Source organism: Burkholderia sp. AU30198 (assembly GCF_020419825.1).
Taxonomy (GTDB): domain Bacteria; phylum Pseudomonadota; class Gammaproteobacteria; order Burkholderiales; family Burkholderiaceae; genus Burkholderia.
Map to the genome: position 1 here is coordinate 1,165,465 of NZ_JAIZSA010000001.1, position 18,305 is coordinate 1,183,769.

The 18,305-nt window shown below is 67.3% G+C and carries 16 protein-coding genes; 9 read left to right on the forward strand and 7 right to left on the reverse strand.

Going from position 1 to position 18,305, the window contains the following annotated elements:
• The first annotated feature begins 6 nt into the window (after positions 1 to 6).
• From LGN19_RS05070 to LGN19_RS05080, 3 genes are all read left to right on the forward strand, one after another.
• The gene (locus LGN19_RS05070) at positions 7 to 990 is read left to right on the forward strand and encodes a fimbrial protein (RefSeq protein ID WP_226213453.1); all 984 of its coding nucleotides are present in this window, start codon (positions 7 to 9) and stop codon (positions 988 to 990) included.
• A 155-nt stretch (positions 991 to 1,145) separates the two neighbouring features.
• Complete coding sequence (locus LGN19_RS05075) at positions 1,146 to 1,400, forward strand: GlsB/YeaQ/YmgE family stress response membrane protein (RefSeq protein WP_122947335.1); 255 nt, start codon at positions 1,146 to 1,148, stop codon at positions 1,398 to 1,400.
• Between the two features lie 331 nt (positions 1,401 to 1,731).
• Entirely contained in the window at positions 1,732 to 2,067 is a 336-nt protein-coding gene (locus LGN19_RS05080; RefSeq protein WP_226213454.1) for a type 1 fimbrial protein, read from the forward strand.
• A gap of 67 nt (positions 2,068 to 2,134) precedes the next feature.
• Here LGN19_RS05080 and LGN19_RS05085 read toward each other — a convergent pair whose 3' ends face one another.
• From LGN19_RS05085 to LGN19_RS05095, 3 genes are all read right to left on the reverse strand, one after another.
• Positions 2,135 to 3,010, reverse strand: coding sequence for a LysR substrate-binding domain-containing protein (locus LGN19_RS05085; RefSeq protein WP_226213455.1), 876 nt, complete (start codon positions 3,008 to 3,010; stop codon positions 2,135 to 2,137).
• Positions 3,011 to 3,116: 106 nt separating this feature from the next.
• Positions 3,117 to 4,016: a class A beta-lactamase gene (gene bla, locus LGN19_RS05090; RefSeq protein WP_174956204.1), complete on the reverse strand. Its 900-nt coding sequence runs from the start codon at positions 4,014 to 4,016 to the stop codon at positions 3,117 to 3,119.
• A gap of 210 nt (positions 4,017 to 4,226) precedes the next feature.
• Positions 4,227 to 5,087: a peptidoglycan DD-metalloendopeptidase family protein gene (locus LGN19_RS05095; protein ID WP_122947338.1), complete on the reverse strand. Its 861-nt coding sequence runs from the start codon at positions 5,085 to 5,087 to the stop codon at positions 4,227 to 4,229.
• Positions 5,088 to 5,606: 519 nt separating this feature from the next.
• Between LGN19_RS05095 and LGN19_RS05100 the strand changes: the two genes are divergently transcribed.
• From LGN19_RS05100 to LGN19_RS05110, 3 genes are all read left to right on the forward strand, one after another.
• Positions 5,607 to 6,503 carry a LysR substrate-binding domain-containing protein gene (locus LGN19_RS05100; protein WP_174956205.1) on the forward strand — a complete coding sequence of 299 codons (897 nt, stop codon included), beginning with the start codon at positions 5,607 to 5,609 and terminating at the stop codon, positions 6,501 to 6,503.
• A 32-nt stretch (positions 6,504 to 6,535) separates the two neighbouring features.
• A complete protein-coding gene (locus LGN19_RS05105; RefSeq protein ID WP_226213456.1) occupies positions 6,536 to 7,285 on the forward strand; it encodes a hypothetical protein in 750 nt (249 codons plus the stop codon).
• A gap of 520 nt (positions 7,286 to 7,805) precedes the next feature.
• Positions 7,806 to 9,974, forward strand: a complete 2,169-nt coding sequence (locus LGN19_RS05110) for a hypothetical protein (protein WP_226213457.1) — start codon at positions 7,806 to 7,808, stop codon at positions 9,972 to 9,974.
• Between the two features lie 96 nt (positions 9,975 to 10,070).
• Here LGN19_RS05110 and LGN19_RS05115 read toward each other — a convergent pair whose 3' ends face one another.
• Both LGN19_RS05115 and LGN19_RS05120 read right to left on the reverse strand, forming a co-directional pair.
• Positions 10,071 to 10,811 carry a sulfite exporter TauE/SafE family protein gene (locus LGN19_RS05115; RefSeq protein WP_226213458.1) on the reverse strand — a complete coding sequence of 247 codons (741 nt, stop codon included), beginning with the start codon at positions 10,809 to 10,811 and terminating at the stop codon, positions 10,071 to 10,073.
• A gap of 362 nt (positions 10,812 to 11,173) precedes the next feature.
• Complete coding sequence (locus LGN19_RS05120; protein WP_226213459.1) at positions 11,174 to 12,190, reverse strand: aldo/keto reductase; 1,017 nt, start codon at positions 12,188 to 12,190, stop codon at positions 11,174 to 11,176.
• Between the two features lie 140 nt (positions 12,191 to 12,330).
• Here LGN19_RS05120 and LGN19_RS05125 point away from each other — a divergent pair, with 140 nt between their 5' ends.
• On the forward strand, positions 12,331 to 13,242 hold the full coding sequence (locus LGN19_RS05125; RefSeq protein ID WP_122947343.1) for a LysR family transcriptional regulator: 912 nt from the start codon (positions 12,331 to 12,333) through the stop codon (positions 13,240 to 13,242).
• Between the two features lie 45 nt (positions 13,243 to 13,287).
• Here the strand turns inward: LGN19_RS05125 and LGN19_RS05130 are convergent, their stop codons facing one another.
• Complete coding sequence (locus LGN19_RS05130) at positions 13,288 to 14,442, reverse strand: porin (RefSeq protein ID WP_174956208.1); 1,155 nt, start codon at positions 14,440 to 14,442, stop codon at positions 13,288 to 13,290.
• A gap of 382 nt (positions 14,443 to 14,824) precedes the next feature.
• Between LGN19_RS05130 and LGN19_RS05135 the strand changes: the two genes are divergently transcribed.
• Positions 14,825 to 15,922 carry an OpgC domain-containing protein gene (locus LGN19_RS05135; RefSeq protein ID WP_122949544.1) on the forward strand — a complete coding sequence of 366 codons (1,098 nt, stop codon included), beginning with the start codon at positions 14,825 to 14,827 and terminating at the stop codon, positions 15,920 to 15,922.
• Positions 15,923 to 15,983: 61 nt separating this feature from the next.
• Positions 15,984 to 16,919 (forward strand): alpha/beta hydrolase, encoded by a 936-nt coding sequence (locus tag LGN19_RS05140; RefSeq protein WP_226213460.1) that lies wholly within the window; start codon positions 15,984 to 15,986, stop codon positions 16,917 to 16,919.
• A gap of 140 nt (positions 16,920 to 17,059) precedes the next feature.
• Here LGN19_RS05140 and LGN19_RS05145 read toward each other — a convergent pair whose 3' ends face one another.
• Positions 17,060 to 18,274: an FAD-dependent monooxygenase gene (locus LGN19_RS05145; RefSeq protein ID WP_226213461.1), complete on the reverse strand. Its 1,215-nt coding sequence runs from the start codon at positions 18,272 to 18,274 to the stop codon at positions 17,060 to 17,062.
• Between the last annotated feature and the right edge of the window lie 31 nt (positions 18,275 to 18,305).

The window sequence follows — 18,305 nt, forward strand, 5'->3', positions numbered from 1 at the left end:
ATCCCTATGTCTCACTTTCGCCAATCGTCCGCATTGACCCGAACCACGAATCCGGCCGCCGCGGTGCGCGTCGCATGCCGCCCGCTCCGCACGCTCGCGGGCGCCTCCGCGCTTGTGCTCGCATCCGTCGCCTTCGCGACCGACACGATCGCCGCCTCCCTCTATGCGTTCGGGCAGGCCACCGTTTCCAGCCCCGGAAACGCCACGCCGGGCATGGTCGTCGCGCGTCACTACTTCACGCCGCAGGACGTATGCGGCGCGAGCACCTGCCAGATCACGGGCATCAGGATGTACCCCAAAGGCGGGGTGTGGGTGTCCGACGGCCCCGACCTGGAAACCAATGTGTCCGGCTTGTCGACGCGCATGCTCATCGACGGCAACGTGGCCGTCTCGTCGACGAAGGCGACGCTGCGCAATACGCTCGAAGTCATGCTGTTCCGCGACAGCCGGCCGCCGCAGGATGGGTCGCTCAATTCGGGGGCGCTCAGCGCCTATTACTCGATCGAATACAAGTCCGGCATCTTCGGCGCCTCGTCCCCGGTCTTCCTCGCCGCGAAGGTCAGCTTCATCAACGGAACGTGCTCGATTCCCGACCAGACCGTCACGCTGCCGCCCGTGCAGCACCATGTGTTCAAGGGTGTCGGTTCGACCGCCGGCGCGACGGACTTTCAGGTGCAGTTGAACAATTGCCCGGCCGGCTACAACCGGATCGGCTATCAACTGGCGCCGCTGGACGACATGGTCACCGGGTCCCCCGGCGGGATGCAGTTGCGCCCGGATGCCACGGCCAGCGGCATCGGCATCCAGATCGCCGACGCCGCGACGGGCCAGCCGCTACCACTGAGGAAGTCGCACACCGTGACGAGCTACAACCCGGCCACCGGCGGATCGCCGTCGATTCGGCTCCGTGCGTCCTACCTGCAGACAGGCGCGAAGGTCGGTGGCGGTTCGGTTCATGCCGCGACGCAGGTTCTGCTCGACTATCAATGAATGACGCGCCGCCGGGGCGGCCCTGACATCCGCATGACGCGGCAGCGTGCGATACTCGGCCCGTCGCGGATCTGTTCGGCTCCACCGGGAACCCCGGTGCGCCGGACGAGTCCATCTCCGTTCGTCAACAGCTCAACCGCATTAGGGAGGCGTTCATGCTGCAATTCATCGAAACCCTGGTCGTCGGGCTCATCGTCGGCCTCCTCGCCCGCGCGCTCAAGCCCGGCGACGACAAGATGGGCATCCTGATGACCACCGTGCTCGGCATCGTCGGCTCGCTGTTCGCCGGCTACGTCGGTCGCGCCGCCGGCTGGTACGCGCCGGGCCAGGGCGCGGGCTGGATCGCGTCGATCGTCGGCGCGATCGTGCTGCTCGTGATCGTCGGCGCGGTACGCAAGCGCATGAACTGAACGGCGCCCCTTCGGCTCCGACGCAAAACGGCCGCTCGGCTCCGAGCGGCCGTTTTGCTTTCCGGGCGGCGCAAGGCCGTTGCCTACACAACGGTCATGACGACCGTTCGTCCGCCAATCTTATGCCACCCGGCATTTCCCCGACTTGCGATTGCGCAGATTCAAACTACATTGTTTTTAGCAATAGGCAATCGTTTGCTTATTGCCATTATCTCGATTTTTTCATTCAAGAGGCCGGATCGTTTTGCCGTTTACGCATACAGCATCGCAGCGTTGACGGACTGCCACCCGAGCGGCCCCGCTGCGACGCGCTTCCTCTCTGGAGCCTGTCATGAAGCATCGCCATATCGCTGCCTCGTTCGCCCTGGCTGCCTCGCTTCTGGCCACTTCCTCGTCCTTTGCCGCCGGCGCGTCCGGCATCATCCACTTCTCCGGCATGATCGTCGAGCCGCCCTGCTCGTTCGCGCTCGATACGGCCGATCTCGCCCAGGGGCACGTACGGCCCGACTGTCCGCGCCCGGCAAGCGGCCAGATCGCGTTCGTCGACGCCGCGAGCCAGCAGGCCATCAAGACCACGACCTTTACTCAGGCCTCGCGCGCAATCGTTTTACCGAACCGTCCGGGCAACAATCAGGCGCCGATGATCGCCGTCGTGACGTACCAGTAAAGCCGTTCGCCGGCGCGGTATCCAACGGATTCCGCGCGCCGGTTTGCGCACGTGCGCGCTTCGCCGGTCAATCGCGATGGCGCGCGATCCAGTCGCTGAACGCGCGGATCTTCTGCTGGTTGCCGATGTTCTCGGGATAGACGAAGAAGTAGCGCGCGCCCGTCTCGAGCACGATGTCGAACGGCCGTTCGAGCCGGCGCGCGCTGACGTCGTCGTCGACGAGCGTCACGTCGCCGATCGCGACGCCGAAGCCCTGCATCGCCGCGTTCGTCGCGAGATCGAGCGTGTCGAACGTCGGCCCGCGCGCGGGATCGACACTGCGCTCGCCCGCGTGATCGAGCCACGCGCGCCAGTCGCGATGGTCGCGGGTCGGATGCAGCAACGTATGGCGCACGAGATCGCCGACCGCGTCGAGCGGCGACGTCTGCCGCAATTCAGGCGCGCACACGGGCGTCAGCCGCTCGTCGAACAACGGCAGCGCGAACACGCCGGCGCCCGGCGGCGACGTGCCGTAGACAATCGCCGCGTCGAACGGCTCGGTCGAGAAATCGACGACGTGCTGCCACGCGGTCGTGATCTGCACATGGAGATCGGGATGCTCGCCCTGGAAGCGCATGATGCGCGGCAGCATCCAGCGCATCACGCAGGTCGGCACCTTCAGCGCGAGATCGGTGCGCTGCCGCGTGAGCTTCATCGAAATATCGTCGATCCGCGCGAAGCTCTCGTTGACCACCGGCAGCAACTGCTCGCCCTCCGCCGTCAGCGTGAGGCCCTTTGCATGCCGCTTGAACAGCGGAAACCCGTAATGCGCCTCGAGCGTCTGGATCTGCCGGCTCACCGCGCCCTGCGTGATGCACAGCTGCTCGGCCGCGCGCGTGAAGCTGCGGTGGCGAGCCACCGTCGAGAAGATCTGCAGCGCGTGCAGGGGCGGAAGTCGGCGCATGAAGAAGGCAAACGGAAAAACGGCGCGGAAGGACCGCGCGCCGAACCCGGCGCGCGCTGTCCGACACGATAAGCCAAACGCCGGTTTTGCGCGAGGCGCGGGACGCTCAGGCCGTCGCGGTGAGCGCGCCCGCCACGATGCGCGCCGCCGACGCGACGACGTCCGCGCGGGCCGCGGCGGCGGCCTGCGGCTGCGTGAACGACACGGCCATCACGATCGGCGCGCGCGACGGCGGCCACAGCACCGCGACATCGGTCGTCGTGCCGTAACCGCCCGTACCGGCCTTGTCCGCGACGCGCCAGCCGGGCGGCACGCCCGCCGCGATGCCGGTCGCGCCGCGCGCGCCGCCGACCATCCATTCGGTCAGCTGCGTGCGCTGCGGCTCGAGCAGCGTGTTGCCGAGCAGCAGCCGCTGCAGCGTGTCGACCATTCCGACCGGTGTCGACGTGTCGCGTTCATCGCCAGGCGCCGCGTTGTTCAGTTCGGGTTCCCAGTGATCGAGGCGGAACGACGTGTCGCCACTCGCGCGCGCGAACGCCGTGACGGCCTGCGGGCCGCCGAGCACGCCCATCAGCAGGTTGCCGGCGCCTTTGTCGCCCGACTGCAGCATCGCCACGCAAAGCTGCTCGATCGTCATGCCCGTGTCGACGTGGCTTTCCGTGATCGGCGAGCCCGACACGACTTCATAGCGGCGGTACAGGATGCGGCGCGGCAGCAGCGACGCGTCGAGCGAGCCGCGCGCGAGCATCGCGGCGGCAGCGACGACCGCGTACGTGCCGCACAGCGGGAAGCGCTCGCGCGCATGGTGAGCGATGCGCACGCCGTTCGACGTATCGAGCGCGGCGACGCCGAGCCGGCCATTCGAGGCCTTTTCGAGCGCGGTCAATTCGGCCTGGGCGGCATGGGCGCGCCCCTGGTCGGCGACCGGCGCGGAGCTGCACGCGGCGACGAACGGCGCGGCAACGGCGGCAAGCAACAGCGAGCGGCGGGTCGGAGAGTGGTCCATGAATGTGGTGGGTTCTATCGGAAACGGTGGCACGGAGCAACGCGGGCACGCGTCGAAGCAGCGCGCCCGTTCACGCCGACGGCCGGCCCGCGGCGGCATCCGCCGCACATCCCCGAAAGACGACCGTCGGCCCCGCGAAGCGCGGGACGCGCATGAACAGGCCCTAGCGTAGCAGCGACCGCCGCCACGTTCCAGCGCGACGGCCCTGCTTCACCCTTGTGACGAAGGCAGGTACGGCATCGGATTGACCGGCTTGCCGTCGCGCCGCACTTCGAACAGCAACGCGACACGCGCGTTGTCGAGGTCGCCCATCTCGGCAATCTCGTCGCCCTGGCGCACGATGTCGCCCGTCTTCACGAGCAGCTTGCGGTTGTGCGCATAGGCGGTCAGGAAATCCGCGTTGTGCTGGACGATGATCAGGCTGCCGTAATCGTTCAGGCCGGTGCCGGCATACATCACGCGGCCGGCGGCCGCGGCACGGACCGGGTCGCCGGGCCGGCCGGCAATCTGGATGCCGCGGTTCTGCCCCGGCCGGAACCCGTCGACGATCTTGCCGTTCGCGGGCCACCTGAGCGCGACACCGCCCGCATGCCGCTTCGTTTCCTTGACGACCTGACGGTCGCTCGCCGTCGCTGCGGCGGTCTGCGTCGTTGCAGGGTTGCCCGCTGCGCCGTTGCTCGCGGCCGACGATGCGGCCACCTGCGTGCCGGCCGCGCCCGGCGGCGGCAACGGCTGCTGCTTGACGATGCGGAGCACCTGTCCCATCCGCAGCTTGCCGTTCGCGCCCAGCTTGTTCCAGGTGCGCAGGTCGGCGATGCTGCAATCGTTCGCGGACGCGATGCCCGTCAGCGTGTCGCCGCGCTTCACGACGTACTTCTGCGCGACCAGAATCGGCGCCGGCGGCGGGCTGGAGGCCGACGGCGCAGCGACGGGCGCGCTCGACGGCGACGACTGTCCCGCCTGCGTGTCGCTCGGCGGGACGGACTGCGTGCCTGCACAACCGGCCATGACGAGCACGGCGGCCAGGCCCGGCAGCCACGCCGCGTGACGGTGAATCTCGCGCGTTTTCATGGACGATCCGACTCCGGTTTGACAATCTTTCAAGCATCTCAAAAACGGAACGGCCGACGTGTAACCGGATGCAAACAATGATGACAAACGATCACGAACCGGATGCCGGCCGGCATGCGTTACCGGTAATACGGTCCGATCCAGAAAAACTTGATGGTCTTTTTGCAGGAAAGCGGAAGAATTTTCGTCTCGGGAAACTATGACGGATTTGTTTCAATAGACGCGAAGCGGCGACAGCCATCCGCCGCGACGTTCAACGCAACCATGTGACGAGTTCGGAACAGGCCCACGCGATGCCGATGCACAGGAACAGCACGTGCGTCGCAATCTTGAACGACACGCCCCACGACGGATCGATCTGCATGACAGGCTCCCCGGTTGATGTGCGGCCATGATCCGCCACCGATCGCGCCCCGAAAATGCGGAACCGGCGAATCGAACCTCAGGCTGCGCCTGAGACCCCGGCCGGGATTCCCTGCTAACTTATCGGCCATTCCAACATGATCGCCCCCACTCATCATGCGCTTTGACCTGACCGACCTGCGGCTCTTCCTGAACATCTGCGAGGCCGGCACGATCACGAGCGGTGCCGAGCGGACCCACATCACGCTGCAGGCCGCGAGCGAGCGCATCCGCGGCATGGAGGACGAACTCGGCGTGCCGCTGCTGCACCGGACCAAGTCGGGCGCGCAGGCAACCGATGCCGGCCGCGCGCTCGAACACCACGCGCGCACCGTGCTGCAGCAGATCGACCACATGCGCGGCGAACTGCAGCAATACGGGCAGGGGCTGCGCGGGCATATCCGGCTGCTGTGCAACACGGCGTCGCTGAGCGAATACCTGCCCGACGCGCTCGCCGACTACCTGCCGCATCATCCGAAGCTGTCGATCAGCGTCGAGGAGCGCTCGAGCCAGGAGATCGTGCATGCGATCCGCAACAAGACGGCCGAGGTCGGCATCGTCGCCGATTCGGTCGGGCTCGGCGGGCTCGAACAGAAGCCGTTCCGCGAGGACTGGCTGATCGTCGTCGTGCCGGCCACCCATCCGCTCGCGGCACAGGACACCGTCGCGTTCGACGCGATCGCCGATGCCGACTTCATCGGCCTCACCGACGGCAGCGCACTGCAGGTGCATCTCGCGGACCAGGCGCGCGCGCTCGGCAAGCGGATCCGCTATCGCGTGCAACTGAAGAGCTTCGATGCGATCTGCCGCATGATCGCCAGCGGCGTGGGCATCGGCATCGTGTCGCGCCACGCGGCCGAGCGCGCGATGCAGACGATGGATGTGCGGCTCGTCGAGCTGTCCGATCCGTGGAGCCACCGTCGGCTGAAACTGTGCGCGCGGTCGTTCGACGCGCTGCCGAAGTACACGCGCGAATTCGTCGCGTTCCTGTCGGGGGAAGCGGGGGCGCGGTAACCTGCCGTACCGATGCATCCATCCGCTCCGACATGATGCCCGCCACCCACGATTCGCCCGCCCTTCCTGCTCGCCGGCTGGTGATCGTCGAGGGCATGATGGGGTCCGGCAAGTCGACCGCGATGCGCTTCATCGCGAAGCACCTGATGGCGGCCGGGCGCGACGCCGTGGCGATTCACGAACGGACGGACCCTCATCCTGTGCGGGCCACTGACGAACTCGAACACTGGTTCGAGCCGTGGCGCGATGCGACGGCCGCGCAACTTGCCGGGCGCGCGCTCGCGCGATGGGCAGCGTTCGCCGCCGACGGGCTACGCAGCGACACGATCACCGTGCTGGACGGGCAACTCTTTCACGGCGACCTGACCCACCTGCTCCTGATGGAAGGCGCCCCGCCACTGATCGAGACGTACGTGCGCGAACTCGCCCGCACGATCGCCCCGCTCGCGCCGCTCGTCATCTACTTCTGGCAGCGCGACATCGACGCAGCCATCCGCACGGTCTGCGCCGAGCGCGGCGACGACTGGGTCGCCTATCAGACTCGCTGGAAACTGGCCGCGCCGTACTGCGTGCGGCGCGGGTTCACCGGTCTCGACGGGCTGATCGCGCTGTACCGCGACTACCGTCGACTGACCGACGCACTGTTCGATCAACTGCCGCTCGACAAGCTGTCGATCGAAAACGGCGACCGCGACTGGTCGACCGTCGAATGCCGGATACTCGACGCGCTGAAGCTGCCGCGCGCGACTGACCGGGACGACCGTCATGGGCAAGCCCTCTAGGACACTGCTGTTCGCAGCGGCGCGCACAGGGAACTGGCACATCGTCGCGACCCCGCTGGCCGATGCGCCGGCGCGCCGATGACCGCCGACTTCACTGCGAACCTTATGGATAACGTTTTCTCTTAAATATTGGTGAACCTGCGTCGCCGAAAAGTCCTTCAGCCAGTCGCTTCCGCATCGACTTCCCGCGCTGCGCCTCATAATAAATTCCGCTAATTCACGAGATATTCGGATCTCGCCCCCTCCCTTCTTCCCACCATCCGGGTTTTTCCCGCCCCGCCAGACGTGAAAGTTCATTGACATCATGCCGATCGCTGCCTAAATTTGGAAAACGTTTTCCAATGCATCCGCGCGACGCCGGTCACGGCCCGTGCAGGGAGAACGCTTGCCCGCTCGATTGGTAATTCAGGCCGTTTGCCTTCAGGGATCAGGGTTGCAAGGCGGAGGCCAGGTACGGGCATCGAGCGCGGCGACGGCCACACCCGCCCGTCCTTCATCACTATTCAAAACTGGAGACACAATGCATCCGCGCAGCAGATTCGCGCTCGGCGCCGCGCTCAGCGCCCTTTCCGTCCTGTTCGTCAGCGCCTGCGGCGGCAACGACGTGACCGATACGCCGCCATCGTCTTCGCCGCCCCCGTCCACGACACCGTCGCTCGCGGCCAACTCGCTGCAGGCGCTCGTCTACGGCGCGCCCGACACCAGCGTGCCGGCCGGCACGAACATTCCGGTCACGATGATGGGCCAGATGCGCGCACTGTTCGACCTGATCCGGAAATCGTCCGACTTCACCCAGGTGGTGATGGATCTCGGCGACGGCACGCCGGTCCACGTGCTCGACACGAACACCGGCGACAAATTCCTGCCGGGCAAGCTCGCGCTCGGTCTGTCGTACATCCTGATCGACATGAAGTCGAAGAACGATCCGCAATACGCGAGCTACCTCGCGACCTACCAGACGATCACGACCGCGATGATGGCGCAGTCGGGCAGCAACTACACGTATGCGAATACGTCGTGGGGCGAGTACTACTACCTCGTCGCGCTGAACAACCTGAAGGCGCACGGGATGCTCAACGAAGTCTTCAGCGACGCGATGCTCGCGACGCTGCAGCAGCGGCTCACCTTCTGCGACATGTTCGGCCCCGATGCAAGCGGCAAGACCAATACCTGCCCCGCGACCGGCACGCCGATCGACATCGCGTCGCTCAACACCGCGCAGAACTACTATGCGGTGTCCTACGGCATTGCCGGACTGCGCCAGAAGCTCGGCTGGAGCAGCCCGTCGTTTGCATCGAAGACCGATCCGTCGGTCGCGACGATGGGCGCGCGCGACGCGCTGCTGTACACGCTCACGAACCATATCCGCAACGACTCGTCGGGCGGGTTCTCGGACGAAGCATCGAACACGCACACGACCTACTACGACCAGGCGCGCTTCGACCGCTACAGCACGCTGCTGATCGGCGAAGTGACCGAGCGCACGTTCGAGATGGGCAACGAAGCGAACCTCACGCCCGAGCTGAAGGGCTATCTGCGCAAGTCGGTCGACCTGATCCTGCCGCAGCTGAACGCGAACGGCCAGGGCTTCAACTACGGCCGCTCGATCGGCCCGTACGGCGATTCGGCGTTCATGGAAGTGCTGACGGCCGCGGCTAACGCCGGCGTGCTGACCGACCAGGAGAAGCAGGTTGCGTATGCGTTCATCTACCAGGCCGCGCATCGGTTCGACACGTACTGGTACGACCCGTCGCTGCGGACGCCGTCGGTGAACATGTGGGTCAAGGGCCGCGGCACGGACGCGTATCGCGGCAAGCCGCGCGTGATGGGCGAGAACTTCAGCCTGCTGCACCAGTACCTGTACGTGAATGCGTGGTGGAACAAGCTCGGCTTTGGCGGCCAGGCGCCGATGGCCGACGCGGACTACAACGCGTGGCTCGATGCGCTGCCGCGCTACACGCTCACCTGGTACAACCAGCCCGGCGACACCGCGCATCCGTACAGTGCGGCGCTCGTCACCGTGCGCGACGGCCGGCGCGTGATCAACCTGAACCTCAGCCAGGCGCCCGACTACAACTCGTACACGCCGTACTACCCAGTGCCGTTCTCCGACAAGCTGATCTACGGCACGACCGATCTCGGCTACGCGCTGCTGGTGCCGCAGGTGTCGTACAACGGGAAGACCTACATGCCCGTCACGTACTACAAGAACCTGAGCGTCCAGCAAAGCAACGGGCAGGTGATCGTGTCATTCGATACCACGAAGTTCCGGCTCGCGTCGAAGAACGCGGCATACACGACGGATCTCGACCTGCAGGTGCATACGGTGCTGACGTTCGCGCATGGTTCGATCGCCCGCAGCGACACGCTGAGCTCGGGCACGCTCACCGGCAACCTGTCGGTCGAAACGGACTTCACGTCGTTCGCGGATTTCGCGTCGACGCAAGCCAATGGCGACGGCGTGTCGGTCACGTACGCGAACAGCGCCGCAACCGGCTACGCGGCGTCCGGATTCGACGCCTGCGCGCTGTCCGCCTTCGACACGGTGAACGGCACGACGAACCCGCTGTCGACGACACCGATCGGCCAGTTGCATTCGAACTTCGCGTGCACGACGAAGCCGTTTGCACTCGGCGCGGGTGCGACCCGCACGTTCGGGTGGACGCTGAAGTACGCCGACCCGGTGTGACCCACGCTCCATGAATGATCCTGAAGCCGGTTGTCGTTGAAACCGGCTTCAGGAGCGTCACGGACAACGGGCATCACGCGCGTCGGCGATGCCCGTTCAAAGCCACCCCGACGCCGCCATATACGCACCCAGCGCGATCAGCCCGACGAAGAAGCAGCGCTTGAACGCCTTCTCGCTCATCACGCGCCGCGCATATTGCCCGCCGGCCATGCCCGCCAGCGCCGGCACGAGCGCGAGCGCCGACACGCCGAGATCGACCGTCTCCAGCGCGCCCGTCACGCGCAACTGCAGGCCGAGCACGATCGTCGATGCGGTGAACGACAGCCCGAGCGCCTGGATCAGGTCGTCCTTCGACAGCCGCAGCGCCTGCAGGTACGGCACGGCCGGCACGACGAACACGCCGGTCGCGGCCGTCACGACACCCGTCAGGTAGCCGACCACGGCCGACAGCCATTTCTCATGGCGGCCCGGCGCGGGCAGCCGCGCGGCGGCCAGCCCCCACAGCCCGTAGAGGATCAGCACCACGCCGAGTGCCGCATGCGTCCAGGTGCTGCCGGCTGCGAGTGCGGGCAGCCCGCCCGTCAGCGTGCCGATCGTCAGGCCGGCAAGCAGCGGCCACAGCCGGCGCAGCAACGGCCGGAACGACGGGCCGAGCCACAACTGCCACACATTGGTGATGAACGACGGCACGAGCAGCAGGCTCGCCGCGGCCGACGGCGGCATCGCGAGCGTCAGCAGCCCCATTGCGATCGTCGGCAGGCCGAGCCCGATCATGCCCTTGACCGCGCCGGCCAGCAGGAAAACCACCGCGATGATCGTCAGCGTCTGAATGTGCATGAAGGCATTCCGTCCAGTTGAGTACGGCGCCGATGGTGAACCCCGATCGCGCTGCCCGCCATCTGGCTTTGCCTGAGGCTGGCTAGGGCTTGCCGGACGGAGCCGGCGGCGCGATTGTGCCGTTGTGCCGTTGTGCCGTTGTGCCGTTGTGCCGTTGTGCCGTTGTGCCGTTGTGCCGTTGTGCCGTTGTGCCGTTGCGTCATTGCGCCGTTGTGCCGTTGCGCCGGCGAAACACGCGCCGCCGGCGTCAAGTCGGGCAGGGTCGTCCATGCAACGCCATCCAGGTTGCCGAACCTCGCCCCGGCCCCCGGATTCGAGCCGAATAAGGGGGCTGTTCCGAAACCAACGCCGATCCGAGGCGATCAGTCCCCGTGAGATGGCCCCCGCCCCTGCTCGCTGTCGAGGTGCGCCATCTGTGCGGCCGGATAACGCTCACCGGCAGCCGCCCCGGCGGGAACCGCCGCTTCGATGCGAGCAATGTCATTGACCGTTAGTTGCACATCAGCAGCCTGAAACGCGTCCTGAAGCTGCGTGCGCTTGCGCGCGCCGATCAACGGCACGATATCGCCGCCGCGCGACAGCACCCACGCGATCGCGACCTGCGCCGGATTGCTGCCCTTCTCGTCGGCGATGGCGCGCAGCGCGTCGACGAGCGCGAGGTTGTGCGCGAGGTTCTCGCCCTGGAAGCGCGGGCTCGCCGCGCGGAAATCGCGCTCGCCCTGCCGCGCCGTGCTCCAGCGTCCGCCGAGCAGCCCGCGCGACAGCACGCCGTAGGCCGTCACGCCGATCCCGAGTTCGCGGCACGCGGGCAGGATCCCGGCCTCGATCCCGCGCGACAGCAGCGAATACTCGATCTGCAGGTCGGCGATCGGCGCGACGGCCGCCGCGCGGCGGATCGTGTCGACGCCGGCTTCCGACAGGCCGATATGGCGCACGTACCCGGCCTTCACGAGATCGGCGATCGCGCCGATCGTCTCCTCGATCGGCACCGCCGGATCGACGCGCGCCGGCCGATAGATGTCGATGTAGTCGGTACCGAGCCGTTTCAGCGAGTACGCGACGAAATTGCGGATCGCCACCGGCCGCGCGTCGTAGCCGACAAACCCGCCAGCCGGATCGCGCAGCGCGCCGAATTTCACGCTGATCAGCACCTGGTCGCGTGCCCGGCCGCGCAGCGCATCGCGGATCAGCATCTCGTTGTCGCCCATGCCGTAGAAATCGCCGGTGTCGAGCATCGTGATGCCGTGGTCGAGGGCCGCGTGCAGGGTCGCGATGCTTTCGTCGCGGTCGGCCGGTCCGTAGAAGTCCGACATCCCCATGCAGCCGAGCGCGAGTGCCGACACCCGCGGGCCCGTACGGCCCAGTTCACGCGTATCCATGTCCGTTTCCTTGAGTGATGAATGAACAGGCCGGATTCTGGACGCATCGCGATGCGCGATAAACGCGAAACACTCAACCAAACCATTCGACGCTGATTAACAATGGAGCCTGCTCCCCTCCACCCACGCACTCGCCCCGCATGGATCATCTGCAAGCAATGCGCATCTTCGCGCGCGTCGCCCATCTCGGCAGCTTCACGAAGGCGGCCGAGCAACTGCAATTGCCGCGCCCGACGGTCAGCAATGCCGTCCAGTATCTGGAAAAGCACCTGAAGACACGCCTGCTGCAGCGCACGACGCGGCGCGTCGCGCTGACGGCCGAGGGCGCGACCTATTACGAACGCTGCATGCGGTTGCTGGCCGATCTCGACGATGCGGAAACGCTGTTCGAGGACGCCGGCACGATGCCGCGCGGCGCGATCCGCGTCGACCTGCCCGAGCGCTTCGCGCTGAACCAGGTGATTCCGGCGCTACCGGGTTTCCACGCGCGCTACCCCGACCTGCGTGTCGTGATCGGCACGACCGACCGCTTCGTCGATCTCGTCGCCGACGGCATCGACTGCGCGGTGCGGGTCGGCACGATGTCCGACACGTCGCTCGTCGCGCGGCGCATCGGCGAACTGGCGCAGATCAACTGCGCGGCGCCCGCGTATCTCGCGCGGCACGGCACGCCGCGCTCGCCGGACGAGCTGCCGGACCACGTCGCGGTCGGCTATTTCTCGAGCCGCACGGGCCGCGAGCTGGACTGGGAATATGCGGACATGGATTCGGGCCAGCTGCACGCGGTCAAGATGCGCAGCGTCGTGGCGGTCAACAGCTCGCAGGCCTATCTCGCGTGCTGTCTTGCGGGCCTCGGGCTGATCCAGGCACCGCGTGAAGGGCTCGGACCGCTGCTTGCCGATGGCTCGCTGGTCGAGGTGCTGCCGGAATGGAATGCGGAGCCGCTGCCCGTGTCGGTCGTGTTTCCGACCGGCCGGCATCTCGCGCCGCGCGTGCGGATCTTCGTCGACTGGCTCGCGGAAACGCTCGGGGGCACACCCCGGGCAGACTGACGGCAGCCGGCGCCGAGGCGCTCGGCCTCGGCACCGCCCACCCGATCAGAACTTGTGGCGGATCGCGGCGCGCACCGCGAACTGGTTCGACGACGCCGACGGGCCGTCGGTGCCGACCACGTAGCCGCCGTCGGCCGCAGTGCCGGTCTTGTCGCCGGCCACCTTCTGCCAGGCGCCCTGCAGGTAGACGTCGGTGCGCTTCGACAGGCTGTAGTCGGCCATCAGGCCAACGGTGTGGTATTTCGGCTTGAACGACCCGGCCGCGGCATCGAACTTGCCGTCCGTGTACACGTACTGCGCGCCCAGATAGAAATCGGGCGTGAGCTGGTACTTGCCGTTGATCTCGAAGTTCTGGAACTTCGTCGCGGTCAGCCCGAGGCCGGCGAACGTCGCTGCCGGCAGGTAAACGGTCGACACCGGGTTCTTCACGTCCGTCTTCGTGTAGACGAAGCCGACCGTGGCCGGGCCGAACGTGTAGTTGACGCCGCCGCCGAAGATCCGCAGGCGGTCGGCGACGAAGTTCGCATCGTCCGCCGCGATCGCGCCCGCGCTGCCGACGCCCGGATTGTTCGCCTGCAGGTACGCAGCCGCGACCTGCAGCCCGGCGAGCGAATACTGCGCGCCGAGGCTGTATTGACGGTTGTTCGAGAAGCCGGTGCTGTTGCTGAAGCTGTATGTGCCGCCGAACGTCAGGCCGTTCCAGTCGGCGCTCGCGTACTTGACCGTGTTGTTGACGCGGAACGAGTTGTCCGTGTTGTCGTTGTCGAACGGGTGCGAGAACAGCGTGCCGCCCCAGTTGCCGTTGGCCGTGAGCGGCGCGAGATAGTCGACGACCGAGTCGTACTGGCGGCCGAAGGTCAGCGTGCCGAAGCGCGACTCGCTCAGCCCGACGAACGCCTGGCGGCCGAACATGCGGCCGCCCTGGCCGAGCCGGCCGTTGTTCACGTCAAAACCGTTTTCCAGCGTGAAGATCGCCTTCAGCCCGCCGCCGAGATCCTCGCTGCCCCTCAGGCCCCAGCGGCTGCCCTGCGCATAGCCGCTCGCGAGCTGGTAATTCGATTTTCCGACCCCATTGACGTTCACGTTGTTCGTGTAATTGAAGCCCTCGTCGATCACACCGTACAGCGTCACGCTGTTCTGGGCGAAGACCGGCGCGGCGAAAGCGGCCAGCGCGGCGGCAAAAATGACGTGCTTCTTCATGACGGATCTCCGGAGCCGGGGGCCGGGCATGGTCGAGCGCCCGGCGATTGTTTGGTCTGTTGTATGTGTGGCCCGCAGGGCGGACGACGCGGTGTGCGGCCGCGTGAGGTCAAAATGGTGTCACGTCGCAAACCGTCCGTCCATCGGGGTATATGAACCCTGCTCAAACCGTTGCGCTCGTCCAACTGCCCCGTTGCGCAGACTGCCTGACCCGGCTTATCGGCAGCGGCAGGACGACCGACCATCCGCGTAAACCCGGTGTGCGCCGCATCGGTGGCACAATGCGCATCCGTTCGTCATTTCTTCACGAAGTCATGCTTCACCCCGATTCATGCGCGGCGCGTGCCGGCCGCGCCCGCGGCCCGCGCCGGGAGGCGGTCCGATGACCGCACCGGCCCGGGCCGGCCGCTACGCCGAGCTCGATTTCTTCCGCGGCCTCGTGCTGCTCATCATCGTCGTCGACCACATCGGCGGCAGCATCCTGTCGCGCGTGACGCTGCACGCGTACGCGCTGTGCGACGCGGCCGAGGTGTTCGTGTTCCTCGGCGGCTTCGCCACCGCGATCGCGTACAACTCGCTTGCCGAGCGGCACGACGAGGCCGCCGCGCGCCAGCGCTTCATCCGGCGCGCGTTCGAGATCTACCGCGCGTTCCTCGTGACGGCCGGCCTGATGCTGCTGATCACGGCCGCGCTGAACGCGTTCGCGATCGACGGCCCGAACATGCCGACCAACGACCTCGACGGCCTGCTCCAGAAGCCGCTCGCCGCGTTGCGCGACATCCTGCTGTTCCGCCGCCAGCCGTATCTCGCGTCGGTGCTGCCGATGTACGCGTTCTTCGCGCTGCTCGTCCCGCTCACGCTGCCGCTCGCACGCACGCAGCCGTGGCTCCTGCTCGCGTTCAGCGGGTCGCTCTGGTACGCGGCGCCGCACGTCGCGCGCTTCCTGCCGACCGTCGAAGGCGCGCCGTGGGACTTCAATCCGTTCGCGTGGCAGTTCCTGTTCGTGCTCGGCGTGATCGCGCGCTGCCAGCCCGTCTACCAGACGCTCGCACCGAAGCCGCAGGGCTGGCTGCTGACGGCCGCGGCGCTCGCGATCGTCGCGGCCGGCGCGTACTACCGGCTGCGCATCGAACCGTTCCCGACCGATCCGTCGATCAAGCAGAACCTCGGCGCGCTGCGGCTCGCGAACTTCCTCGCGATTGCGTGGCTCGCGGCCAAGCTCGTCCACCTCGGCTGGATGAAGAAGGTCGCGCACGCGATGCCGTGGATCGGCACGATCGGCCGGCAGGGGCTGCTGTGCTTCGTCGCGGGCACCGGCATCTCGCTCGCGGTCGACTCGCTGCTTTACCAGGCGACCGAAGGCTATCTCGACGTGAAGCTCGGCCTGATTGCCGATGTCGTCGCGATGGGCCTGCTGTACCTCGTCGCCAAACTCTACGGGCCGCTCGTCGCGCGGCTGCCGTTCCGTTCGCGGCGATGACGCGCCGCGCCGTCATGCGCCGCTGCTACGATAGCCGGCGCCTCTCCTGAAACGCTTCGACATGCGCCGACTCGCCCTTCCGTTCGCCATCGCCCTGATCGCCGGCTCCATCGCCACCGCCCGCGCCACGCCGGCCGCGTCGGCGGTATCGCCCGTGCCGCCGCCACCGGCCGTCCAGACCGCGACGACCCCGTCGGCCGCCCTGGAGCCCGCGGTCAACCCGGGCAGCAGCGTCGTGCTGCGCACGTTCCGGTCGGCATCGCTGAAGCGCGACTGGTCATATACGGTCTACCTGCCACCCGGCTACAACCCGGAAGGCGCGCGCTACCCGGTGATGTACCTGCTGCACGGCAACGCCGGCAACGCGAACGACTGGGTCACGCAGGGCCGGCTGCAGGCCACCGCCGACACGCTGATCGAGCGCCGCGAGATTTCGCCGGTCGTGATCGTGATGCCGCAGGGCGGCACCGACTGGTACGTCGACCGCAAGGAAAAGATGCAGAGCGCGTTCCTCAACGACCTGCTGCCCGAAGTCGAAGCGCACTTCGCGGTGTCGAACCAGCGCGCGGGCCGCGCGATCGGCGGCGTGTCGATGGGCGGCTTCGGCGCGCTGCGTTTCTCGCTGCTCGAACCCGGGCTGTTCTGCGGCGCAATGCTGCTGAGCCCCGCGATCTATGCGAACGAGCCACCGCTCAATTCCGCCGCGCGCTACGTCGGCGTGTTCGGCGACCGGCAGTTCGACCCGCGCGTGTGGCACGAGCTCAACTACCCGGCACTGATGCGCGGCTACTTCGCGCGCAGCTGGCGGATCCCGATGTTCATCGCGGCCGGCGACGACGACCTGACCATCCAGGCGGAATCGAGCGTGCTGTACACGCACCTGCGCCGGGCGCAGAACCCGGCCGAACTGCGCATCGTCGACGGCGGGCATACCTGGGACGTATGGCGCGGGCTGCTCGGGCAGGGATTGAAGTACGCGCTCGAATGCGTGAAGTGACGGCGGGCGGGCACTGCCCCGCCCGTCTTCGTCTGGCCGGCCGGTGACCGGTGGGCAGCAGGCCGACGACCAGCCCCGTATTCCGCGAACGCCATCCCGGCGTGCCTTTCGGGCCCGACGCCGGGCTCAAGGTGGCAAGCTCAAAACCACGTGCCACCCTGCCGTTCGCTCGGCTCCCCGGCCAGCGCGTCGAAATCGTGAATCCAGTCCAGGTGATGCAGCACGCTGTCGCGCTCGGCGAGACGCGCATTGCGCGCCTGCGCGGCCGGCCCGTCGGGCAGGTGCAGCACATCGGCCACGGAGATCGACGCGTACTGCACCTTGCGCGTGCGGCCGCGGCGCAGCCGCTCGTACGCTTCCTGCGCTTCGCGCCAGTTGCCCGGCCCGGCCTGCGCCAGTTGCGCGGCCAGCACCACCGCATCCTCGATCGACTGATTCGCGCCCTGCCCGTGGTGCGGCACCAGCGCATGCGCGGCGTCGCCGATCAGCGTCACGCGCCCGCGGCTCCAGCGGCCGAGCGGCGGCCGATGGAACAGCCCCCAGCGCTGGCTGATCGGCACGGCGGTGATCATCTGCACCACCGCCGGATGCCAGTCCCTGAACGCGCGCAGTTGCTCGCCCTCTTCCGACGGCATCACCCAGTCGCGCGACGGCCACGGTGACGGATGGCGCTCGACCAGCAGGAAATTCTGGTCGCCATCGTCGCCGATCGGATAGTGCAGCAGGTGCCCGTGCGGCCCGATCCAGTACTGAAGCGTCTCGGGATCGGGCAGCAGGCTCAGCCGCGCGGCCGGCACCACGCCGCGAAACCCCGAGCAGCCCGAATACAGCGCGTCGTCGTAGCCGAGCATCCAGCGCCGCGTGATCGAGCGCGCACCGTCCGCGCCGATCACGAGATCGGCATCGACGCGCACGCCATTGTCGAACGACAGCGTGACGCGATCGGCGTGCTGCGCGAGATCGGTCAGCCGATGGCCGAGATGAATGGATTCAAGGCCGACCGCCTTCGACAGCACGGCCTGCAGATCCGCGCGATGCACGCCCCAGTACGCGCCACCGAATTGCCGGCGATAGTCGGGGTCGCCGCGATGATGACCGATCAACGCGCCGCTGCGGCCGTCGCGATAGACGAGCCCCGGGATGTCCGCGCACACCGCGTCGAAGGCCGCGCGCAAGCCCATCCGCTCGTAGAAGCGCGTCGCGTTGGCCGACAGCGCGACGGCCGCGCCGACTTCGCGCAACACTTCCGTCTGTTCGTAGAGCTGCGCGTCGATGCCGTGCTCGCGCAGCGCGAGCGCGAGCGTCAGGCCGCCGATTCCGGCGCCGACGATCGCAATCTTCAGGTTCGTCTGCATGATGAAGGTGTCTCCGATGTTCCGATGGGGG